This window comes from Leuconostoc aquikimchii (assembly GCF_040838325.1).
In the GTDB taxonomy this organism is placed as follows: domain Bacteria; phylum Bacillota; class Bacilli; order Lactobacillales; family Lactobacillaceae; genus Leuconostoc; species Leuconostoc aquikimchii.
In genome coordinates this window covers 1,491,036-1,515,756 of the sequence record NZ_JBFPER010000001.1, presented here as the reverse complement: position 1 = coordinate 1,515,756, position 24,721 = coordinate 1,491,036, and the positions used below count along the sequence as shown (strand labels likewise).

Here is a 24,721-nt window from a genome sequence, read left to right as displayed (position 1 = left end):
TTATGAATAAAGAAGGAGAATTTAGGTGATTTATTTTATACCAAGTTGGCAATCACTGTCCAATGGTCCTACTGATTTTGATGACATTGTTCATCAGTTGCGCATGTTTCAAGAAAATGGGGTTGAAATTGAACTCATTTTGCCGGTTTATTTACCAAATATTAGATATCAATTGAATAAGCAAGGTCTAACAAATATTAAATATTGGTCAGTTTTTGATCAATTACAGGCAATTAAGTCTATAAATGGGTTACCAATAAAGCTGGAAGATCTGAACTTTCCTAAAGACGTAGAATTTATTTACACACCGATGTGTGTTGTTGTTATGCTGAATCAATCTTTGTTTGCCAAAGTTTTTTTTTCAGAGTTTGGGTTTGTAAATGCTGTGTTATATTTTACAAATAATATTTTGACCAAGAAAGAAATTTTTGATGATCGTGGTTTTATTTCGAGTCGTGTTATATTCGATCAAAATGGTGTGCAAGTACGTATTGATTATTTTGATGATAACCACAAACTTACTGTGCAGCAATATATGATAAATAATCGTGTGAGCTGGCATCATGAGGGGCATATAGAAACTTATAAAAGCATGTCTGATTTAATTATCAAAAATTTGAAAAATCATTTTGTACAAAATGATGGGCCTTACACATTAATTATATCTGCTAGTCTAGGGAATAGTTATTTAACGCAGTTGTCTGATTTAGCTAATCGCATGATTGTTTCTTTCTTTGATAATCGTTTTGATTTACAAAATAAAGCGGAACTAAAAGTGTGGTTAGATAATGCAAATGCTGTTGTGGTTGATACGCCAATATTAAAAAAACAAATAGAACAGTTTTGTCAAGTAAAAGACATAAAACAACTAGCGCGTTATATAAGAGTTTTACCACCGTTTGATGCTAAATTAAAATTAGGAGATAGCGCATCCTTTAAACTACAAAAAATTTATTGGTATGTTGATTCAATGTTAGCAGGACAAACTTCTGAGGTAGCTGAAATTCTGACTGCCGAACTTTTAGACAATAAAAGGCGTTCGTTGTTAATCACTGCTACAAACCCTAATAAAGTTCATCCGGTGATTAATCAAATGTTTGATATCATTCGTTCGTTTTATCAAGTTGATGAAAATTCGTTTATTTATCAAGCAGCTCTGAAAAAAATAACTGATGAAAGTGAGAATCGATTGGCAAATTCTGAGATGGGAGATCTAGAAGATACTTCTGAATGGGAAAATGCAACAGATGCAATTTTAGCAATGCAACGTGTAGAGACAAAAATAATTTATTCTGAACATAATATTGCTTTAGATTTAAAAAATACACGGTTAGTTTTGGATTTGAATCAAAAACCTAATATGTTTTTACAAATTTCTGCCCTAAGTGCAGGTGTACCACAAATAAATTTAAAACAGTCTGCGTATGTAGTTGATAAAAAGAATGGATTGGTTATTGGCAATATTGGTCATTTGAAAGAGGCATTACATTACTATCTAGATGTGTTACTGCACTGGAATGAATCTTTAGTTTATAACGTGTCACAAATAGAAAAGTATTCTGGTGAAAAAACTGTGCAAAGATGGATTGAATTAGTAAAAGGTGAGTATGAAAAAAATTAAAATTATAAACATAGGCGCTGTTGATTTGTTTTTGAATAACAATCGTGAAGACATTTCATTTCATTTTCTGTCGTTAAATCACGTTAAAGAAGTGATAACTAACGATGATGGCGTACTAGTTTTTGAAAAGAGGGTAGGTAAGTCGAATATTTTACCCGATTATGTACTGCTGAACCATTTAGAGTTTGATATTGTTCAAAGTAAAAAAATGTTAGAACAATTGCTGAATAATCATACGATTGATTGTGACATGATATATGATACAGAATCAGTCAAAGATGAGTTTATTGTACAACAGTTAAAAAAATTGGGTGCTATTGGGATCAAGTTGGGTAGTACAGATGAATTTGTTGGTTTTTTGTTGAAATTTTTTTTCAGTGGACAAGAAGGCGCAAAATTATCAGTTGGTAATACAGTTAGTCTATTGCCTGAATCTACGACAATGAGTATAACAGGAAATGCAAATACAGAATTCAGAGGCGATTTCGGTGAGAAATTTACGCAAATTTACTCTTGGCGATATAATTATGTATTTCAAGAAAACAAGGTGATTGAAGTTTGGCTAGAATATGAAACTGACAGTATGGTGGATGCTATGTTGTCACTGACTAGGGTGAGTAAAGATGGTCAAAATGTTATAAACAATGTTCAAATTACTGGTGCAGAATTAAAACACCCCTACATGATAGAAGATTTTATGCCAGGAGAATTTTTGTTTTGTTCGTTATTTGTAAAAGGAAAAGGCCAAATTAAAGTTGGACAATTACATATTAGACGTTCTAGACGGCAATTTGGCACATTCTTTATTGGGGGCAAACGCATTGTTAGCAAAAACAAACAAGAGGTGATGACGTATTTTCATCCAGGTGATCGTAAACCACCATTGAGTGTTTATTTTTCAGGATATAGATCAGCTGAAGGCTTTGAAGGGAATTTCATGATGAAAAGCATGGGAACGCCATATTTGCTTATTACAGATCCACGTATCGAAGGGGGCGGATTTTATATGGGGGAGCCAGATCTTGAAGATCAAATTGTTCAAACTATAAAAAATGCACTTGATCAGCTTCACTTTACAAATAATGAATTAATATTGTCTGGCCTGTCAATGGGCACATTTGGTGCATTTTATTATGCTGCAGATTTAAATCCGCATGCAGTTATTGTAGGTAAACCTTTGGTTAACATTGGCAATGTTGCTTCCAACGAGCATGGCATTCGACCAAATGGATTTCCAACGTCATTAGATGTTTTATACAATTTGACTGGTGGTAATACTGAAGCCGTTAAAGAACAACTTAATAAGCGATTTTGGGATAAATTTACCAATGGTGACTTTACGCGTACTAAGTTCAATATTGCTTTTATGAAGAACGATGACTATGATCCAACAGCTTTTTATGACATTAGAGCACTGTTTGAAGATACAGATGTCACTATTTTATCAAAGGGATTTGTTGGTCGACATAATGATAATAGTTACGGCATTAACAGATGGTTTTTGAGACAGTATCAAAACACCTTAACGTATGATTTTGGAAGAACTGGTAAGAATTTATGACTCATCATCTTAATCTTAAAACTGATTTTGTTTTACAAATACCTTGGGATTTCAGTAATGGTAGGACATATAAATATGGGGCAAAGATTAGTTCTAGTGTTGAGAGCACAGTGTATAGCAATCCGATGATGGCACAAGCTGTTAAAATACACACTTGGTATTCAGAAACAACTTATCCCAATGATAGATTTTCACCAACTTTGCCACTCTTAAAAGCTAATCATAGTTATGCTTTGATTGCATATTATAAAGCAAAGCCAGAAAAATCTATTTTTATACAAATTGATATTTTTGATCCTTATGGGCAATTGATCGATAGTGTTATTGATGTTGCTGGTGAAATTGTTTTTGAGTTTCCAAAAGATGCATCAAGCTATCAAGTGAGTTTAATAAATGCGTCAAATGAATGGCTTCATTTTAATCAATTACTTATTTTTGAGACAACGCCGGATTTGACAACGTATTATTTTGATTTAAATGAAAAATTGTTTTTATCAATAAACAATCATGAAAAAAGCATCATTGCATTTCAAAATTACCAAAATCAGCGCCTCTCATTGCCAAACATTAGTGATGATAAAGTGAAGGTGATTGGTGATCCAACTTTAAATTTCAATCAACTTAACGCCGTATTAATAAATGATGACAGCAAGGTATTGTTTTCAAAGTTATTATCACAAATAAAAGGGAATGGTTTCGAGGTGACTTTTGTTGGGTATCATTTATTTGATAGTATAGTGGCACTCCTAATGGCGCAGTTATATATACCGTCTAAAGTTAAAGTATGTCAAGGCTTTAATGAGCTCGTTGAAAATGAGAAAAGGTTAAGCAGCGAGGCAGTGGCAAAAATTTTTGCCTTAAAAGCAAAAACGACCATTGACATTAGCAAGTGATAGCTTTTATTTTAGAAACTGGCGTTAAAAATTAAATAATTTGGAGGGCTTAAAGTGTTATCAAAAATAGTACAAAAGACAGCACTAAAGAAATATTATAAAATTTTAAAAAAAGTGGAAAGCCGAGCGAAAGCTTATGCCACAATGAGTGATAATCAATTGAAAGATCAAACGCTAAAATTAAAAAGGCGTCTAGCAAATGGTGAAAACTTAAATGATATATTACCAGATGCTTATGCAACAATTCGTGAGGCTGATAAACGTGTTTTTGGTTTATATCCTTTTCCAGAACAGGTTATAGGTGGGATTATATTACACTATGGTAACGTTGCTGAAATGAAGACAGGGGAAGGTAAAACATTAACTGCGACTATGCCACTTTATTTAAACGCATTATCTGGTAAGGGGGTTATGTTAATAACTGTTAATGAGTATTTAGCAACGCGAGATGCGAAAGAAATTGGACCAGTATTTCAGTGGCTCGGTTTGACAGTGGCAACTGGTGTGCCGGATGAAGGAGAAACAGATGATGATTTAGATAAAAAGAAAATATATGAATCAGATATTATTTATACGACTAATTCGGCCTTGGGTTTCGATTATTTATTTGAAAATTTAGTTGATGATAAAAACGATAAAAATATCCGCGAATTTAATTATGCAGTAATTGATGAAATTGACGCTGTTTTGCTAGATATGGCACAAACACCGCTAATTATTTCGGGTGCGCCACGTGTTCAGTCTAATTTATATCAAGTTGCCAATTATTTTATAAAAATTCTTAAAGTAAAGGCGGATTATGAGCTAGATGAGGATCAAAAAAATGTTTGGTTAACTAGAGAAGGCATTATACGCGGTGAAAAATTTTTTGGTATTGATAACTTGATGTCAACAGAACACGCTGAAATATATAGATATGTGATGTTAGCTTTAAAGTCGCACTTTTTATATTTTAAAGATCGAGATTATGTTGTTGAAAATGGTGAAATTGTTTTGCTAGATGCAATAAATGGTCGTAAATTAGTAGGAACTAAACTACAGGCGGGTATTCATCAATCTATTGAAGCTAAGGAAGATGTTGAAATAACACTTGAAAGTCGCGCAATGGCTTCCATAACATATCAAAATCTTTTCCGTATGTTTCATAAATTATCTGGTATGACTGGCACAGGAAAGACGGATGATGAAGAACTACGTGAAACATATAATCTAGATGTCATTGTGGTACCAACCCATCGGGAAATTAAACGTGTAGATACAAAGGATCAGATTTATTTCAATTTGGAAAGTAAAGTATCTGATTCTGTTGCAAAACTTAAGTTTTATCATAGTAAGGGAAGACCTGTGTTACTTAGCAGTGGGTCAGTAACTATGTCGGAACTATATTCACGAATCTTATTACGTGAAGGCATTGCACACAATGTGTTGAATGCCCGTAATGCGGCATTGGAAGCTCAGATTATTAAAGAAGCTGGTAGTAGGGGGGCGGTTACGGTTGCTACTGCAATGGCGGGACGTGGAACAGATATTAAAATCAGTAAAGAGGTTGATGCGTTGGGCGGGCTAGTAATTATTGGTACCGAGCGTATGGAGAGTAAGCGTATTGATAATCAATTACGTGGTCGTGCTGGCCGTCAAGGGAATCAAGGGCGTAGTGAATTTTTTGTATCTTTAGACGATAGTATTTTGTTAGAATATGGGCCACAATGGTTAAAAAAATTTATAAGTCGCAATCAAGGGCGTAATTTATCAAAACTTCACCAAATGAAATTCAAAAAATTAATTGATAATGCGCAAAAAAGTGCCGAAAGTCATAACCGATCATCCAGAATGCAGACACTTGAATTTGATGAAATTTCTCGTGTCCAACGTGAAAAAGTTTATGCGGTACGAAATTATTTAATGGCTAAAGATAGCACCTATAATGACATTTTTTTGAAGATGGCGTCCTCTTGGTTTGACATTTTTTTAGAAAATAAAAATCCGAAACGTCATGAACTAAATGATTTTATTTTAAATAACTTAGATTACGAATTTGATCAACACATGGTTTCTTTTACGCAAGTTGATTTTAGTGATCGAGATAGTATTAAAGCTTTTTTATTAGATTTTTTTGAACAAAGCATGTTGGAAAAAGGGAGAAAAATTGGGAGTGAATTTCAATTTGGATATTTTCAGAGATTAATATTATTAAAAGCTATTGATACACAGTGGGTTGAAGAAGTTGATAATTTACAGCAACTCAAAACAGTTGTGACTAATCGTAATTTAGCACAGCATAATCCAGTATATGAATATCAAATTGAGGCAAAAAAATCTTTTAATTTAATGATTGAAAAGATGTATCAACAATCTGTATCAGGAGTTGTGTTGAGTGAATTAGTAAAACAAAAAGATGGTAGTCTTGAAGTTGAATTTGCCTAAACATTAAATGTTCGAGGAGGAAAAATAATGACAATTTATAACTTTAATTTGGCTATGGGTTGGGCCAGTAGTGGTGTGGAGTACGCACAAGCATATCGAGAAAATGTTTTTAAGAAAATGGCGATTGATAATAAGTTTGTTTTTACTGAATTAATTTTAAACGGTAATATTTTTGATATGGCTGCTCAAATGGGGATGTCAATTGATAATGTACTACCAATACATTTTTTCTTCACAGACATTATGCCTGCTAAATCGGCTTATACAATTAAACAACTTGAAGAAGAAACTAACTTGGATGTCACTACAAAAAAATTGATGCCTGATCGCGTGACATATAAAGATGGCGACACGCTGATTCGTGCCAATTTTGACCGTATTCATGGCAATGTTGATTTTGTTGACTATGTCATTAATGGGTATTTGGTTCGGAAAGATCATTACACAAACATCAAAACCTTCTCAGAATATTATGTACCGGTAAATAATCAAGCAGAAGTTTATCGACGGGCATTTTATAATAAAAATGGGCAGATTGCTTATGAGCAATTTATTGAAAATGAGCAGGTAATTTACCGTCTAGGTGCGTTAATTTTATATTCGGAATTTGAATTTGTTGATTATTTTATGACACAACTGAGCTTGACTAGTAAAGATATTTTAATCATAGATCGGGAAAAGTATATTGCAACGGCTGTCTTAAACAATAAAGGACAGGCTAAGGTTGGTGTTGTGATACACGCAGAGCATTTTAGCAGTAATCAAACTGATAAGCGCCACATCGTATGGAATAATTTTTATGAATATCAATTTACTAATGCTAATGTGATAGATTTTTTTGTGACTGCGACCCAGAAGCAAAAAGAGGTATTAGCTAAGCAGTTTAAATTATATAAGGGCATTAATCCTAAAATTTATGCTATTCCAGTGGGGAGCTTAGATAAATTACGTGGTAAACGACATAAGCGTGACACCAAACATTTAATGACAGCGTCTAGGTTAGCTGAGGAGAAGCATGTTGATTGGATTATAGAAGCTGTCATCAAAGTTCACCAAAAAACATCATCAATTCAACTTGATATTTTTGGTACTGGTGCTTCAATGCCAAAATTGCAAAAAATGATTTCAGATAATAATGCTGACGATTACATTAAATTGATGGGGCATAAGGATTTGCAAGAAATTTATAAGGCGTATTATGGCTATGTCTCAGCATCTCAAAGTGAAGGCTTTGGTTTGACACTCATGGAGGCTGTTGGGTCAGGATTACCAATTGTTGGTTTTGATGTACCTTATGGCAATCAAACTTTTATTGATGATGCAGCAAACGGATTTTTGCTACCATTTAGCACAAATTCCGAAGAAAGCATTGCCTACTTAGCTGATGGCATTGAGCAACTCGTAGATAATAGCCGTCAGGATAGTTTTAAAAATACTTCTTATCAAAAAGCTGAATTCTTTTTAGAAAAGAATAATCAATATTTATGGGAAAAGTTAGTGAAAGAGGTTACGCATGATTAATTTATCTGAACATATGGATGAAAATACTATCGATTTAGTCTGGTCCCTTTCTAATGCCGGTATTAAATATCGCTCTATTATCATTTTTGATAATGGGTGGTTAGCAGATAATATGGTATCACCATTTAGTTTTTATTCGTCAGCTTATGACGATAAGAGTGGTCGCGCTTTATTCTTCAATGAAGTACCTGTTCAACCATTTTGGGGTATCCGTGGCAACAATGAATTGGCTGAAGTTTATGATAATGATACGATTCGGTCTAAAATTTTTTACCATGAAAATCGAGAAGTCGAGCGTGTTGAGTGGTGGAATACACTAAATAAAATTGTGTTTGTCGATCATTATAATTGTTATGGTAGGTTGTATGCCAAAACTTATTACCATCATGATGTGCCTGCGCAAAAGTCATACTTTTCGTCAGATAATCATGAAATAATTAATCATAATTTAGTCACCAATCAAATTATGTTGTCTTTTGAAGGTAAAAATTATTTTTTTACCAGTTTGACAGAATTCGTTGTCTTTTTTATCAAACAAAATTTTGCTGTTCAAGATTATAACCAAATAATCTATAATTCATTGTCGACGCCCTTATTTATAGTTGAAGAATTAAAAAAAGAGACAAAAGGGATATTAGTTTGGGATGAGCCATTAACACAAGGTGTCCCTGGAAATATGGCTGAGATACTAAGTAACCATGAATCAAACACGACGCATATCTTCTTCCAACGGCAGGCTGATATGCGGAAAATACACAATGAATATCATTTTTCAAGAGATGCAATTATCTCATATTTAGGTAAAACGTATGATTTCACCACAAAGATAAAATCTCGAGAAAATAAGAAAAACATCCTAATCGTTACAAGTTCAGATGATATTTGGCAGTTAGGAAAGCTAGTCGAGTCACTGCCTCAGATGAATTTTAAAATTATGGCTTTAACAGAAATGTCAGATAAATTAACAGCCAGTTCAAAGTATGAAAATGTCGAACTATTTCCTATAGCGGAACCACAACATATTTTAGATGCAGTAAAGCAAGCAGACTATTTACTAGATATTAATAATGGTCCAGAAGTACTTGATGTTGTGAAGCAAACATTTTTATCACACACATTAATTCTGTCAGTTGAAAATAGAACGCATCATGCAAAATATATTGCATCAGAACATATTTTTACTAATGAAGCGTCTGACTTGATGATCGAAAAAATTAATATAACGCGTCATAATATGCTTAAGTATGGGAAAGCATTAACCTTACAAGAAAACATTTATGGTCCGGAGGGTAGTAAATCATATTATGCAAAGGCATTTAAGAGCTGATAAGAATACTGAGTGTCACTAAAAGAGGATGATTCATGACAAGATGGATGACAGATATTATGCAACGCATCGATCCCGATGCCACATTTAAAGCTAGAAAAGATGTTTCCTTGTTTGCTGAGGCGATTGGTTTAAGAAGATTATCTATTTACAGATATGATTCAGCTTATGAAAGCTCGGAGGCAATTCATGCACGGATTGATGGTATTACAGCTGGTGTGCAACCTGGAGACACTGTTTATTACCAATTTCCAACCTATAATGGTATACGATTTGAAAAGTTTTTTGTCGAACATATGCGGGCTAGGGGAACCCATATAATTGCTGTAGTACATGACATTGAGTTTTTGCGTTTTCCTTCAGTCACAACATTTGATGAGATAAAATATTTAAATGATTTTAATGTGGTGATTGTACATAATCAACACATGGCGGATATTCTAAAGGCGAATGGTTTGCATGTTGCAACAGTTAATTTAAGCATATTTGATTATCATGTTAACGGGAAAATAATTTCTCGAGAGACGATAAAGAAACAAATTGTCGTGGCGGGATCGCTCAATAAATCAGTGTATTTAAAAGATTGGCAAGATAGTATTAAAATTTTAGCGTATGGGTTAAAACCAGAATTTTTAGTTAGCGATCAGGTATCTTATCAAGGTGCATTGTCACCCGACGAAATAGTGACGCATTTACCTAGTGGGTTTGGTTTAGCTTGGGACACAAACAGTGATAGTTATGAAAACAGTGAAGCATATGCAAAGTACAATAACCCGCACAAAGTGAGTCTCTATATCGCTAGTGGATTGCCAGTTATTGTTAAAAAAGGGACGGCAATCGCTTCGGTGATTAGTAAATATAAATTAGGATTAGTTGTTGCGTCATTGCATGAGGTAGCAGATATGATAGATAAGTTGCAACCTAGTGAGTTGACAGAAATGATCGTGCGAGTTGATCACTTTAGACAATTATTAACTACAGGTTATTTTACTAAGCGTGCAATTATAAATGCTGAATTTCAACTCGTAATGGGATATTCAGATGAGGAAGCACTATGACAATTGAGCATGATGATGTGAACAAGAAAAAGCATGTGAGTATATTGAATGATGACATTGCGTCGAGAATTAATTCTGAAAAAGAACACATTATTCGACCCAATACCAAGAAAAATTTTGGAAAAATGCAAATGGCCTTTACCTTACTCATGGGCGCCGTTGTTTTGTTTGGTATTATTTATTCTTTAATATCACAATTACATTGAAGAAAGTAGGGGGAATCATTTTGAAAAAGCAACAATTGTATATGGGAATAATGGGTATTTATCCAGATATTGCGTTGTTAGATTTAAATGTGAATACTAGTTTGGTTAGTGTGACAATGGATCGTGACAAGCTTGAAAAAATTAGACAATCTCGTGGCATTTCTGCTAATGGGATTGCTAATAAAATTGGTCTCAGTCGATCGCGTTATTATCGTTGGTTGAATTATGAGATCGATTTACCAATGGATTTGTTAATCGGCATTCAAAAGTTATTAGGATTAACGAATGCGGAGATGCAAAAGATTTTCAACCAGTCTAATGACGAGTTAATTCAAAAAACAGCCATGTTAGCCTACTATTCATTACTGGTGTCCTATGATAACTGTCACGTATTAAGTCATTCTTTATTGAAACATAAAATGACAACTTTAAAAAATGATCCGTATTTATTACTGGTTGATTATGCAGATCTTTGCGTCAGTTATGCGGACAACGACGATTTCCAATCGTGTGAAGGGTCTTTTGTGAAAGTAATGGATAGTTTATTTTTGCGAGATATGTGGACAACGCTTGATATTATTATGTTGGTGTCTATGGTTTATATGAACCCACCAAAAATGATGCCATTTTTATCAGAATTATATACGACGATTTGTGACAAGGCAACAGCTTTAACGTGTAATCAAAAAGTTGGCTTTTTATTTGATTTACTATGTATCGTTACTATGGCTGAAAACAACCAATTGACGTTTGAAATTTTAAAAAAAATAAACTCTTTTAAACCAATGGTTAATGATTGGAAAATGAAAATGCTTTGCCAATTAAATGACACGTTGTTAAATCATTGGCAAGATAAGAAGGTGCCTGTTAGTGAGCTTGAGTGTGTTTTAATACAAGTGAGAACGTTTGACAACGTCAATTATGAACAAAAAATAGTTGATTTGGTTGGCAGTTATGGTACTTTGTTAAATTAATTATTGTCCCAATTGCGGGACAGTTTTTTTTTAATCAATAATGGCAGGTATAGTTATACATATATAGTTAATAGAGCTATATCGTTAAATAATAATTGAGAGGAATATTTATGAAATTATTTAAGTTATTACATCGTCCAGAAACAACAACACGTTTTAAAATGTATAAGTCAGGTAAGCAATGGTTGGTATCTGGGTTAACCTTAGTTGGTGGGCTATTAGGCTCACAACTTATCGGTGATGCTTCAGCATCTGCGGATACAACGGCAGATACCGCTGGAACGACAAAAGAGAATACAGCCGATACGCTGGTAACAAAGGCAACGGCAACTATTCCAGCAGATAGTACAACAACTGCTGTGTCAGAAAGTGCTGCTAGCACCGTCACAGCAAGTAGTGAGAAAGTAGCAACGACAGAAAGCAACAGTCAGTCGTTGTCAACAAGTCACTCAGAATCACTTAGCACATCCGAGTCTACAAGCAAGAGTACTTCAACTTCAATGTCTGAAAGTGATTCTTCGTCATTAGCAGACTCAACGTCAACGCGTACATCAAATGCCACTAAAGCGGATAATACGAGTACAGCAGTAGCTGGTAGCACTGTAGCTAAAGCAGTAGCTGGTAGTACAGTAACAAACACAGCAAAAAGTACTGATGGTTCAACGGCAACTCGTGCAATGAACAGTACAGCTCGTGCAACACCAGCCCTTAATCAAACTGGTAGTGCAGTGGCAACCAACGCAACTCTGGCAGCATCATTAACCTCAGCTGATAGTGAGCAAGTAACAACTTCTGAAGCAAGTTCACAATTAGATGATCTTAAAGCACAATTACCAGCAGCTAGTCAGGCAACGATTGACAAGGCGTCTAATGAATTAAAGATTGCCCTTTCAGATACAGCCTTGTTGACACCAAAGGCGTCAACAGCAATTAAGTCGTTTGCTGATAATAATGGTTTGGTTGCTAATATTACAACGTTAAGTAAAATTCAAACTAGAGATGCTCTCGAAAAGACATCCTTAGATGTACAAGCTAATCCTGATAGTAATCGTACAGGTTTTAGTAATTCTGTATCAACAAATGATACCACTAGTACATCACCAACCTCAGTAACAGTTTTGACACCGGATCAAATTGTTAATGATGCAACTTATCGTCAGACAGCTGTCAACAATGGCACTTTGAGAACTGTAACGAACTTTGCACAACTTCAAACGGCTTGGGTAGACAGCAGTGCAACCTATATTGACATTACAGCTAACTTTACTGCACCAACAACTGGTTCATTAGGTAACCGAGCAAATGGTGCCAGTGTCATTATCAATGGTAACAACCATACAATTGATTTAAGAAATAATACTTTTGAGTATGCAACAACAACTAATCCAACTAATATTACGATTACCAATGCAACTTTCCAACAAGGATTTACAGGTAATGATGGTAACGGTAATACGTTGATTGATGGTGGTGGGTCTGCAGTTCAATTGACAGCTAATGTTAACAATGTGACTTTAACTGCAAGTGCGGCTACGGGAAACAATCCAATTCACGTGATGTATGGTGTTGGATCAAAAATTATTTTCTCTGGTACAAACGTATTCAATCTATCTAATGAAGTTACTCGAAGTGTCGGTAGCGTTAATTTTGCTAACAATGCAAGTGTCACGTTGAACCGTACATCTAACGATATAAACTTCTCTGAGTTCTATTTTGAAACACAGGCGCCTACTGGTAGTGTCGGTTTTGGTAACGCATTGACAATGGGTGATGGTTCTTCAAATACAGCCAAGACTTATAATGGTATATCTGCAAACTATCCAGCGGTTTATTTGAATATTGATAAAATTTCTGCTGGAGACAATGTTACTTGGACACAAACTGGCTTCCAATATTTCATTAACGGACAACAATCCTCGACAAATGACGCTACATTTACATTTGGCCAGAACTTCACATTAAATGCACCTGCAACTACGCAACCAGGTGTGATCAGGCTTCAGGGTACGCAACAAGCGATTTTCAATGCTGGTACGGTATTTAATGTCCATCAACAAACAAGTGGTGGAATTTTTCAAGTTATAAATAGTTCTTCTATTAAGTTCATTTCACCAAAGCAATTATATTTGAACACAGAAAATGCAACTGGTGCTTCTATTAATAATACTGCTGGTATCTTTACAGGCGCCGGTACGATTACAATGAATAATTCAAGTATTAGAACTTGGAATAATCCTAATACAAGTATTACGAAGCCAGCTGGTGATAATAATGCCATGTTTGTTAACTTAAATTATAAAAATGGTGTCACAACATTAACTGATGTATCAGGCAATTCAGCCCCATCGACTATTATTGGTACTACGACGCGTGAATTAACCACTGCGGCGATTGCGAATGGTGTCATTAATATTCAATATGTTGATGCAGCAGGAAATGTCGTTAAAACTGTACCATTTGATGTATCAGATAAGTCAAAGTATAATATTGGTCAAACCATTAGTTTGGCAACAACTGACTGGGCAACCACTAACATGCCAGCTAACTACAAATGGGCGTTAGCTGATCAAGTCTATACTGGTGCTGCTGCTGATGCACAATCTGGTGGTGATACGACCAGTGTCAATGATAATGGTGATAGCTACGGTCAAGCAACCTATGCTATTGTACCCATGCAAGGCAACACGTATACTTATAAGATCTATGTTTATGGTAACACTGAACCAGTAAGTTACCAATATGTGGATCAACACGGTAACGTTTTGAATGTTGCTGATGTAGCAACTGCTACAAAGGAATATAGTAATGGCTTACCAACCGCTAACTATGGCAACACAATCGACTGGACGAATAATTATTATAAGCAAACCAATGTACCAGCCGGTTACCGATATGATACTTCTAAAACGCAACCAACCACTAGTCTAGTTGGCACAAGTAACGATCTAGTTACAATCTATGTGACAGCTTCCGTTCAACAAGCAGATGTGACAATTACTAATACAGATGGCACGACGATTAATGGTTCTACGTCAATTACTGTCACTATTAATGGCACATCAGGTGATATCAAGACAAATGCTGACCTGCTAACAGCAACTGGTGTTACTGAGGCCGGATACCATTTGGATCCATCTTCTGCAGCAATGACACAACAGTATGATACAACTGCTAATGGTACTAGTACAACAGATAGCGCAAAACAGTCATGGACCATTAGTTTGACACCGGACTATCAACAAGCAGCTATTATTGCACAAAACCAACCAACGGTTGATCCAGCAACAGGCGTAGCGTATACGCAATTACCAACAACAGCAGCTGGTGCATCTGGAACAGATTACAATGATGAGGGTGTATCAAATGGCACAATTACGTTTGGTGCGACAGATGCTAACCTTATGCGTAATGGTTTTGTTTACACAGTTAATGGCCCTAATGGTACCGTTTATGGTACATTGGCACTTGCTTTAAATGCCTTTAAAAAGTTTGATACAACAAGTAATGGGACTGCGTCAATAGACAGTACACCACAACTTTATACAGTTAATTATGCACCAGACCCTGCTTCACAGTCGACAAGCACCAGTGTAAGTGATAGTGCAAGTACATCAACAAGCACAAGTAATTCAGGTAGTGCCTCAACGAGTGGCAGTGCTAGCGCTTCGGCAAGTACAAGTGCAAGCATTTCGACAAGTACCAGTGTGAGTGACAGTGCAAGTACATCAACAAGCACAAGTGCAAGCATTTCGACAAGCACCAGTGTGAGTGACAGTGCAAGTACATCAACAAGCACAAGTACAAGTAATTCAGGTAGTGCGTCAACAAGTGGCAGTGCAAGTATTTCAACAAGTACAAGTGTGAGTGATAGTGCAAGTACATCAACAAGCACAAGTAACTCAGATAGTACCAGTGGTTCAGGATCATACAGCACATCAACGAGTGCCAGCGATTCAGCTAGTGCTTCAACAAGTACAAGTGTGAGTGATAGTGCAAGTATTTCAACAAGCACAAGTAACTCAGATAGTACCAGTGGTTCAGGATCATATAGCACATCAACAAGTGTCAGTGATTCAAGCAGTGCTTCAACCAGTGCAAGTGACAGCTCTAGCACATCAACAAGTGCGAATGATGATTCAGGCAGTTCATCGACAAGTACAAGTGTCAGTGATTCAACAAGTATCTCGACAAGCACAAGTGTGAGTGATAGTACAAGTATCTCGACAAGCACAAGTAACTCAGATAGTACCAGTGGTTCAGGATCATATAGCACATCAACGAGTGCGAGTGATTCAGGCAGTGCTTCAACAAGTACAAGTGTAAGTGATAGTGCAAGTGTCTCAACAAGCATAAGTAACTCAGATAGTACCAGTGGTTCAGGATCATATAGCACATCAACGAGTGCCAGCGATTCAGACAGTGCTTCAACAAGTACAAGTGTAAGTGATAGTGCAAGTATCTCGACAAGCACAAGTAACTCAGATAGTACCAGTGGTTCAGGATCATATAGTACATCAACGAGTGCCAGCGATTCAGCTAGTGCTTCAACAAGTGCTAGTGATAGTACAAGTATTTCAACAAGTACAAGTGTAAGTGATAGTGCAAGTGCCTCAACAAGCACAAGTAACTCAGATAGTACCAGTGGTTCAGGATCATATAGCACATCAACGAGTGCGAGTGATTCAGGCAGTGCTTCAACAAGTACAAGTGTGAGTGACAGTGCAAGTATCTCAACAAGCACAAGCAACTCAGACAGTGCTTCAACAAGTACAAGTGTAAGTGATAGTGCAAGTGCCTCAACGAGCACAAGTAACTCAGATAGTACAAGCGGTTCAGGATCATATAGTACATCAACAAGTGCTAGTGATAGTGCAAGTGCCTCAACAAGCACAAGTAACTCAGATAGTACCAGTGGTTCAGGATCATACAGCACATCAACGAGTGCCAGCGATTCAGCTAGTGCTTCAACAAGTACAAGTGTGAGTGATAGTGCAAGTATCTCGACAAGCACAAGTAACTCAGATAGTACCAGTGGTTCAGGATCATATAGCACATCAACGAGTGCGAGTGATTCAGGCAGTGCTTCAACAAGTACAAGTGTAAGTGATAGTGCAAGTATCTCGACAAGCACAAGCAACTCAGATAGTACCAGTGGTTCAGGATCATACAGCACATCAACGAGTGCCAGCGATTCAGCTAGTGCTTCAACAAGTGTAAGTGATAGTGCAAGTGCCTCAACAAGCACAAGTAACTCAGATAGTACCAGTGGTTCAGGATCATATAGTACATCAACGAGTGCCAGCGATTCAGCTAGTGCTTCAACAAGTGCTAGTGATAGTACAAGTATTTCAACAAGTACAAGTGTAAGTGATAGTGCAAGCACATCAACGAGCACAAGTAACTCAGATAGTACCAGTGGTTCAGGATCATACAGCACATCAACGAGTGCCAGCGATTCAGCTAGTGCTTCAACAAGTACAAGTGTAAGTGATAGTGCAAGTACCTCAACAAGCACAAGTAACTCAGATAGTACCAGTGGTTCAGGATCATATAGCACATCAACGAGTGCCAGCGATTCAGCTAGTGCTTCAACAAGTACAAGTGTGAGTGATAGTGCAAGTATCTCGACAAGCACAAGTAACTCAGATAGTACAAGCGGTTCAGGATCATATAGTACATCAACAAGTGCTAGTGATAGTACAAGTATTTCAACAAGTACAAGTGTAAGTGATAGTGCAAGTGCCTCAACAAGCATAAGTAACTCAGATAGTACCAGTGGTTCAGGATCATATAGCACATCAACAAGTGCCAGCGATTCAGGCAGTGCTTCAACAAGTACAAGTGTGAGTGACAGTGCAAGTATCTCAACAAGCACAAGCAACTCAGACAGTGCTTCAACAAGTACAAGTGCAAGTGATAGTGCAAGTGCCTCAACGAGCACAAGTAACTCAGATAGTACCAGTGGTTCAGGATCATATAGTACATCAGCAAGTGCGAGTGATTCAGGCAGTGCTTCAACAAGTACAAGTGTGAGTGACAGTGCAAGTATCTCAACAAGCACAAGCAACTCAGACAGTGCTTCAACAAGTACAAGTGTAAGTGATAGTGCAAGTGCCTCAACAAGCACAAGTAACTCAGACAGTGCCAGTGGTTCAGGATCATACAGCACATCAACAAGCACAAGTAACTCAGATAGTATAAGTGGTTCAGGATCATACAGCACATCAACGAGCACAAGTAACTCAGATAGTACCAGTGGTTCAGGATCATATAGCACATCAACGAGTGCCAGCGATTCAGGCAGTGCTTCAACAAGTACAAGTGTAAGTGATAGTGCAAGTATCTCGACAAGCACAAGTAACTCAGACAGTGCTTCAACAAGTACAAGTGTAAGTGATAGTGCAAGTACATCAATAAGCACAAGTAACTCAGATAGTACCAGTGGTTCAGGGTCATATAGCACATCAACGAGTGCGAGTGATTCAGCTAGTGCTTCAACAAGTACAAGTGTGAGTGATAGTACAAGTATCTCGACAAGCACAAGTAACTCAGATAGTACCAGTGGTTCAGGGTCATATAGCACATCAACGAGTGCCAGCGATTCAGCTAGTGCTTCAACAAGTACAAGTGTAAGTGACAGTGCAAGTACAAGTAACTCAGATAGTACCAGTGGTTCAGGATCGTATAGCACATCAACGAGTGCCAGCGATTCAGGCAGTGCTTCAACAAGTACAAGTGTAAGTGATAGTGCAAGTATCTCAACAAGCACGAGTAACTCAGATAGTACCAGTGGTTCAGGATCATACAGCACATCAACGAGTGCGAGTGATTCAGCTAGTGCTTCAACAAGTACAAGTGTGAGTGATAGTACAAGTATCTCGACAAGCACAAGTAACTCAGATAGTACCAGTGGTTCAGGATCATATAGCACATCAACGAGTGCCAGCGATTCAGGCAGTGCTTCAACAAGTACAAGTGTGAGTGATAGTACAAGTATCTCGACAAGCACAAGTAACTCAGATAGTACCAGTGGTTCAGGATCATATAGCACATCAACGAGTGCCAGCGATTCAGCTAGTGCTTCAACAAGTACAAGTGTAAGTGATAGTGCAAGTATCTCGACAAGCACAAGTAACTCAGATAGTACCAGTGGTTCAGGATCATATAGCACATCAACAAGTGCGAGTGATTCAGCTAGTGCAAGCACTTCAGGATCATACAGCACATCAACGAGTGCTAGCGATTCGGCAAACAGCGCATCAACAAGTACAAGTAATTCAGATAGTACCAGTGGTTCAGGATCATATAGTACATCAACAAGTGCGAGTGATTCAGCTAGTGCTTCAACAAGTACAAGTGTAAGTGATAGTGCAAGTATCTCAACAAGCACAAGTAACTCAGATAGTGCAAGCACTTCAGGATCATACAGCACATCAACAAGTGCTAGCGATTCGGCAAACAGCGCCTCAACAAGCACAAGTAACTCAGATAGTACCAGTGGTTCAGGATCATATAGCACATCAACGAGTGCCAGCGATTCAGCTAGTGATTCAACAAGTACAAGTGTGAGTGATAGTGCAAGTGCCTCAACAAGCACAAGTAACTCAGATAGTACCAGTGGTTCAGGATCATATAGCACATCAACAAGTGCGAGTGATTCAGCAAGTGCGTCAACAAGTACAAGTGTGAGTGACAGTGCAAGTATCTCGACAAGCACAAGTAACTCAGACAGTATCAGTGGTTCAGGATCATATAGCACATCAACAAGTGCGAGTGATTCGGCAAACAGCGCATCAACAAGCACGAGTAACTCAGATAGTACCAGTGGTTCGGGATCATATAGCACATCAACAAGTGCCAGCGATTCAGCTAGTGCTTCAACAAGTACAAGTGTAAGTGATAGTGCAAGTATCTCGACAAGCACAAGTAACTCAGATAGTACCAGTGGTTCGGGATCATATAGCACATCAACAAGTGCCAGCGATTCAGCTAGTGCTTCAACAAGTACAAGTGTGAGTGACAGTGCAAGTGCCTCAACAAGCACAAGTAACTCAGATAGTACCAGTGGTTCAGGATCATATAGTACATCAACAAGTGCGAGTGATTCAGCAAACAGCGCATCAACAAGTGCCAGCGATTCAGCTAGTGCTTCAACAAGTACAAGTGTGAGTGACAGTGCAAGTATCTCGACAAGCACAAGTAACTCAGATAGTACCAGTGGTTCAGGGTCATATAGCACATCAACGAGTGCAAGTGATTCAGGCAGTGCTTCAACAAGTACAAGTAACTCAGATAGTACCAGTGGTTCAGGATCATATAGTACATCAACAAGTGCCAGTGATTCAACTAGTGCTTCAACAAGTACAAGTGTGAGTGATAGTGCAAGTACATCAACAAGCACAAGTAACTCAGATAGTATAAGTGGTTCAGCTAGTGCTTCAACAAGTACAAGTGTGAGTGACAGTGCAAGTACATCAGCAAGCACAAGTAACTCAGATGGTACAAGCGCTTCAACAAACAATCAGACTACAGCGACATCAAAGAATGATTCTAGTAAATTACCTAACACTGATGCAAGTATTGCCAATACTCAAAATCAAGCAGAAGTTATGATGGTATTATTAACATTGTTGGCAACTATAGTTGCAAAAAAGCGTAAACAAAATAAATAAAAAGTTGTTTTTGTAGAAAAACTTCTTGATGATTTGAAAAACCCAATGGTTAGACAAAAGTTCTGTCTAAGATACCATTGGGCTTTTTATATAGAATGTGTGTTGTTTAAAAGTTAATTAATACTGATATCATTATCCATTTGCAATTTAATTTTCTTGTTTTAATCGTCAAAATGTTTCAATACTTAATATGATTTGGTTATTGTAGATTTTTCTGTCATTTAGCAGCTATGCAAAATGACTAGGAATATTGCATGACGTTATTTTTTGAGCTCTTTTGATTATTTAATCCAATTACCAGTTCTTTTAAAGGCAATGTCTAGGAGCTGATTTCGGTAATATTGTTATTAATTTATATAAGACAAAGGCCCTCAAAAATTTTTTGAGGGCCTTTACTTTGTTTTTAGATGACTTCGTAATTTACAATATTATGCTATAACTACAATTGTTAGAGCGTATTTTAACTCACAAATTCCGTTGCAAGCATCCCCATCATCATACTATCATGATATTGACCTTCAGCAAAGAAGTGACCACGAAGGATACCTTCCTCAATAAAGCCAACTTTTTTATAGATGTGAATTGCGGCATTATTATCGATATCAACATATAGATAGACTTTGTGCATGTTGAGAACTTTGAAAGCATATTCGACACCAGCTTTAATTGCTGCCTGTGCGTAGCCATTACCCTGATGATCTGGATGAATAATGATTTGAATTTCAGTGTGTCGATGGAGACCATCAATATACATTAATTCGACCACGCCGATAAATTGTTTATCATCTTCAACAACAAAACGACGTTCCGTTTGGTCGAGAACGTGACGATCATATAGCAATTCGAGTTCGTCAAACGACGTATAGGCTTCTTGGAACCACAAAGCCATGACTTTTCGTGAATTTTCCTGCTGATAGATATAAGGTAAGTCTTTTTTTTCAAGTGGTCTAATTTTCATTTTTATGCTTTCAGTTGCGTGTTTAAAATCAGCCAAGCTATTAAACGGCAACGGGTGCTTTGATCGCTGGTTCGCTGTCATAATCTAATACTTTAATATCGTCCATAGTGTAATCAAATAAAGATTTGACGTCAGGATTCAACCAAAGTTTTGGTAATTTGTGCATCGGACGCGAAAGTTGTTCTGTCATTTGATCAACATGGTTATTATAAATATGTGTGTCACCAATGGTATGAACGAAATCACCAACCTCATAGCCTGTTTGAGCGGCTACCATATGAAGTAATAGTGAATAAGAGGCAATATTAAATGGTACACCTAAGAAAAAGTCACCAGAACGTTGATACAATTGCACACTTAATTTGCCATCAGCCACGTAAAATTGGCTTAGGACGTGGCAAGAAGGAAGTGGTGCTTGTGGCGTTGTCTCGGCGTTCCAAGCCGTTAGAATGAGTCGCCGTGAGTCAGGCGTTGTTTTAATTTGCTCAATTAAGCGGCTCACTTGATCAATGGTGTCTGCACCGGCAGTTAAAGATGTTGTTTCCCAACTACGCCACAATTTACCATAAACATCACCGACATAGCCAAAGGTTGCCATGAAATCATCGTCAGTTAGAATTTTGTCAACAAAAATATCTTTCTGAGTTTTATAGGCAGCGGCGAATTCAGCGTCTTCTTGGGCACGATGGCCAAAATTAGTCATGTCAGGACCTGTATATTGGTCAGATTCTATCCAGTTTTTAAACGCCCACTCGTCCCAGATATGGTTGTTATGTTGTAGCAAAAAGCGAATGTTATTATCACCACGTAGGAACCAGAGTAATTCAGATTTAATGAGGCCAAAATAAACTTTTTTGGTTGTCAGCAGCGGGAAACCTTCCTGTAAATTGAAACGCATCTGCGTGCCAAACAAAGAATGCGTGCCAGTTCCTGTACGATCGCCTTTTAGGGCACCTTCATCGAGGACTTTTTGTGCAAGATCAAGATATTGTTGTTCATTTTTTGACATAATATTTAGCGCGCAAATGGTCATTTACGCATTTCCTTTCAAGATTTTCCTTACCTTAAATACTAACGAAAATTAGTTTAATAATCAAGGTTTAAAAGATATGGCGCATTAAGAATGAGTAACAGATTTTATTGGTTTTTAATGTGATTACTAGAAGAATTATTTTTATTTTTTAAAAATATCAAAAAAACCACTATAATTATTTTGATATTCGTTTTCTAAAACAATAAACTATGATAAAATAAAAATAGTTCGTTATTAACAGAAAAACGGCTAATTTTTTATCAAATTATTCATAAGAAACAAACTGATGCAAATCAATTTGTGACGCAGTTTGTTCGGAGAAAGGCACTTGCTGTAAAACAACGTGTTTTTGTGCCAACAGTTCTTCAGCAAAAGGATCATTATGATAATCACGCATAAAGTTTATTTTTTGTATACCAGCTTGTAACAATAATTTTGTGCAGTGGACACAGGGCACATCGGTCACATATACTTCTGCACCGTCAATACTGATGCCCATTTGTGCTGCTTGCATCAAGGCATTTTGTTCTGCATGGACGGCGCGAATGCAGTGACCGTCAACGATTAAGTCACCAACGTCTGTACAGTGTGGTGTGCCAGATACAGAACCATTATAGCCACTAGAAATGATACGGTTATTTTGAACAATGACTGCACCAACGTGTAGACGCGTGCAGGTTGATCGGGTAGACAAGATAGCGGCTTGCGCGATAAAGTATTGATCCCAGCTGATACGATTATGTGACATGTGAACTCCAATGAATTTATTTTGTTAAGAAGAATATAACATAAAATGACAACCAAGCGAAGGAGCTTTTTAATGACTGAAATACTCGATGGTGCAGCAGTGGCCAAAATTACAAACGCCAAAACTGCTGACCGTGTCTCGAGGTTGAATAAACCGGTAACACTTGCTGTCATTTATGATCCAGAAAATGACGGTAGCCGTTTGTACGTTGGCATGAAATCCAAAAAAGCAGCAGCATTGGGCATTGCAACATTGGATATTCCAACTGATGCAAATGCAACAACGGCAAGTGTGATTAAGTTGGTTGAAAAACTGAATGCAGATGCGCATGTTACCGGTATCTTAGTGCAAAGCCCTTTGGCTAAAGGTGTTAAGGAACGTGAAATCTTTTCTGCCGTGGCACCACATAAAGATGCTGATGGTTTAGGTGCTACTGTGCAGGGGTTGCTGTTTGGTGACGCGTTAGAAGATTATACCGTTGCAGCTACACCACAAGGTGTGATGACGCTGTTGAAGCATTATGATATTGAGACCTACGAGAAAAGTGCAGTCGTTGTTGGTCGTTCTCAGTTGTTTGGCCGACCAATGTTTGCCTTATTAACGAACGCCGATGCAACAGTCACATTAGCACATCGTTATACACCTGAAGCCATGTTGAAGACGCAATTGAAAGCGGCGGATATTGTTGTGGTCGGTGTTGGCATACCAAACTTTATTAAGGGTCCTGATTTGAAATCTGGGGCTGTTGTTATTGATGTTGGCATGAATTATGTTAATGGGAAAGCAGTTGGTGATGTTGATTTCGAATCAGCACAGGGCATTGCCAGTTACATCACACCAGTTCCTGGTGGTGTTGGACCAATGACTATTGCGACGTTATTAGAAAATACCGTAACATTGGCAGAAAAATACGAGTAAAAATTAAAAAGCGATTGGCAAATAGTTTGCCAATCGCTTTTTTGTAACGTTATCTACTAATTCTAGCAAAAATAAATATCATGATGCAGGTGACAACTTGGATTAAATGCCTGTTGACAGGCGGGGCATTTTGTACAATTAGTGAGCAGGCGAAGTATGTTTGACATTGTTGACACATATTAGCAATCACATCAAAGGATTGATGCCAGTGTTGGCAGCGACCAGATGTATCAAGTGAAAGACCGAAAATGTCAGGCATGACGAAGAACACTAAAATGGCGACGCATAGCAATCGTGATTATGGTTGCTATGACAGCTTTTATCACATCTCCCGGAATGAATGCTAATTGGAAAATAAGTGCCTTGGGTAACGGCATATGCGTGACAACATGTAGACCAACAGCGCCAGAAACGTCAATTAAAACAACACCAAATACTAAAATAGTCAAAAGAATTGTGACAAAATTTGTACGATTGAAGCGATCAAGATAGGTTATAGTCAAACCAATAAGCAAGGCAGCAACCGGATAGGCCCAAATATAACCGGATGTGGCACTGACAAATACGGGGAAACCACCATGACCACCGGTTAAGACAGGGAGACCTATTGCGGCTAACAAGAGCCACACGATGACAGCTAAAAAGCCACTACGCCAGCCTAGCAAGGCGCCAGCTAACATGATACCAATGTTTTGAATCGTCAGTGGCACAATACCCAGTGGTATGTTCGGTACATAGGCCATGACAACGAGTATAGCGACAATTACCACAGTGAGTGTTAGTTTTTGTGTTTTCATAGCACTTCCT

Annotated in this window: 18 protein-coding genes and 1 pseudogene; 11 read left to right on the top strand and 8 right to left on the bottom strand. The window is 37.3% G+C overall.

Going from position 1 to position 24,721, the window contains the following annotated elements:
* Positions 1-25: 25 nt before the first annotated feature.
* The 10 genes and pseudogenes from asp1 to AB3K24_RS07370 all read left to right on the top strand — a co-directional run.
* Complete coding sequence (gene asp1 / locus AB3K24_RS07415; RefSeq protein ID WP_367974773.1) at positions 26-1,621, top strand: accessory Sec system protein Asp1; 1,596 nt, start codon at positions 26-28, stop codon at positions 1,619-1,621.
* A complete protein-coding gene (gene asp2 / locus AB3K24_RS07410) occupies positions 1,608-3,182 on the top strand; it encodes an accessory Sec system protein Asp2 (protein ID WP_367974772.1) in 1,575 nt (524 codons plus the stop codon). The genes asp1 and asp2 overlap by 14 nt, the downstream gene beginning before the upstream one ends.
* A complete protein-coding gene (gene asp3, locus AB3K24_RS07405) occupies positions 3,179-4,075 on the top strand; it encodes an accessory Sec system protein Asp3 (RefSeq protein WP_367974771.1) in 897 nt (298 codons plus the stop codon). Before asp2 ends, asp3 begins: the two co-directional genes overlap by 4 nt.
* Positions 4,076-4,129: 54 nt before the next feature.
* Positions 4,130-6,499: an accessory Sec system translocase SecA2 gene (gene secA2 / locus AB3K24_RS07400; protein WP_367974770.1), complete on the top strand. Its 2,370-nt coding sequence runs from the start codon at positions 4,130-4,132 to the stop codon at positions 6,497-6,499.
* A 27-nt stretch (positions 6,500-6,526) separates the two neighbouring features.
* Positions 6,527-8,020 carry an accessory Sec system glycosyltransferase GtfA gene (gene gtfA, locus AB3K24_RS07395; protein ID WP_367974768.1) on the top strand — a complete coding sequence of 498 codons (1,494 nt, stop codon included), beginning with the start codon at positions 6,527-6,529 and terminating at the stop codon, positions 8,018-8,020.
* On the top strand, positions 8,013-9,347 hold the full coding sequence (gtfB, locus tag AB3K24_RS07390) for an accessory Sec system glycosylation chaperone GtfB (RefSeq protein ID WP_367974766.1): 1,335 nt from the start codon (positions 8,013-8,015) through the stop codon (positions 9,345-9,347). The genes gtfA and gtfB overlap by 8 nt, the downstream gene beginning before the upstream one ends.
* A 35-nt stretch (positions 9,348-9,382) precedes the next feature.
* Complete coding sequence (locus tag AB3K24_RS07385) at positions 9,383-10,405, top strand: hypothetical protein (RefSeq protein WP_367974764.1); 1,023 nt, start codon at positions 9,383-9,385, stop codon at positions 10,403-10,405.
* Complete coding sequence (locus AB3K24_RS07380; RefSeq protein ID WP_367974763.1) at positions 10,402-10,611, top strand: hypothetical protein; 210 nt, start codon at positions 10,402-10,404, stop codon at positions 10,609-10,611. Before AB3K24_RS07385 ends, AB3K24_RS07380 begins: the two co-directional genes overlap by 4 nt.
* Before the next feature lie 20 nt (positions 10,612-10,631).
* Positions 10,632-11,585 (top strand): helix-turn-helix domain-containing protein, encoded by a 954-nt coding sequence (locus AB3K24_RS07375; protein ID WP_367974761.1) that lies wholly within the window; start codon positions 10,632-10,634, stop codon positions 11,583-11,585.
* 110 nt (positions 11,586-11,695) lie between these two features.
* Positions 11,696-11,839: pseudogene (locus tag AB3K24_RS07370) on the top strand (KxYKxGKxW signal peptide domain-containing protein); the annotation flags it as partial.
* A 191-nt stretch (positions 11,840-12,030) separates the two neighbouring features.
* On the opposite strand, the gene AB3K24_RS07365 reads toward AB3K24_RS07370, so the two are convergent.
* The 7 genes from AB3K24_RS07365 to AB3K24_RS07335 form a co-directional block, all read right to left on the bottom strand.
* Entirely contained in the window at positions 12,031-12,225 is a 195-nt protein-coding gene (locus AB3K24_RS07365; RefSeq protein ID WP_367974759.1) for a hypothetical protein, read from the bottom strand.
* A 600-nt stretch (positions 12,226-12,825) separates the two neighbouring features.
* On the bottom strand, positions 12,826-12,993 hold the full coding sequence (locus AB3K24_RS07360) for a hypothetical protein (protein ID WP_367974757.1): 168 nt from the start codon (positions 12,991-12,993) through the stop codon (positions 12,826-12,828).
* A 1,566-nt stretch (positions 12,994-14,559) separates the two neighbouring features.
* Positions 14,560-14,802 carry a hypothetical protein gene (locus tag AB3K24_RS07355; RefSeq protein WP_367974755.1) on the bottom strand — a complete coding sequence of 81 codons (243 nt, stop codon included), beginning with the start codon at positions 14,800-14,802 and terminating at the stop codon, positions 14,560-14,562.
* 333 nt (positions 14,803-15,135) lie between these two features.
* Positions 15,136-20,106 (bottom strand): hypothetical protein, encoded by a 4,971-nt coding sequence (locus AB3K24_RS07350; protein WP_367974753.1) that lies wholly within the window; start codon positions 20,104-20,106, stop codon positions 15,136-15,138.
* 611 nt (positions 20,107-20,717) lie between these two features.
* The gene (locus tag AB3K24_RS07345; RefSeq protein WP_367974751.1) at positions 20,718-21,215 is read right to left on the bottom strand and encodes a GNAT family N-acetyltransferase; all 498 of its coding nucleotides are present in this window, start codon (positions 21,213-21,215) and stop codon (positions 20,718-20,720) included.
* Between the two features lie 40 nt (positions 21,216-21,255).
* A complete protein-coding gene (locus AB3K24_RS07340) occupies positions 21,256-22,224 on the bottom strand; it encodes a thymidylate synthase (RefSeq protein WP_367974749.1) in 969 nt (322 codons plus the stop codon).
* Positions 22,225-22,513: 289 nt separating this feature from the next.
* The gene (locus tag AB3K24_RS07335) at positions 22,514-22,996 is read right to left on the bottom strand and encodes a deoxycytidylate deaminase (RefSeq protein WP_367974747.1); all 483 of its coding nucleotides are present in this window, start codon (positions 22,994-22,996) and stop codon (positions 22,514-22,516) included.
* A 72-nt stretch (positions 22,997-23,068) separates the two neighbouring features.
* Here AB3K24_RS07335 and AB3K24_RS07330 point away from each other — a divergent pair, with 72 nt between their 5' ends.
* Positions 23,069-23,914, top strand: a complete 846-nt coding sequence (locus AB3K24_RS07330) for a bifunctional 5,10-methylenetetrahydrofolate dehydrogenase/5,10-methenyltetrahydrofolate cyclohydrolase (RefSeq protein WP_367974746.1) — start codon at positions 23,069-23,071, stop codon at positions 23,912-23,914.
* A gap of 251 nt (positions 23,915-24,165) precedes the next feature.
* Here the strand turns inward: AB3K24_RS07330 and AB3K24_RS07320 are convergent, their stop codons facing one another.
* Positions 24,166-24,711: a biotin transporter BioY gene (locus AB3K24_RS07320; RefSeq protein WP_367974744.1), complete on the bottom strand. Its 546-nt coding sequence runs from the start codon at positions 24,709-24,711 to the stop codon at positions 24,166-24,168.
* Between the last annotated feature and the right edge of the window lie 10 nt (positions 24,712-24,721).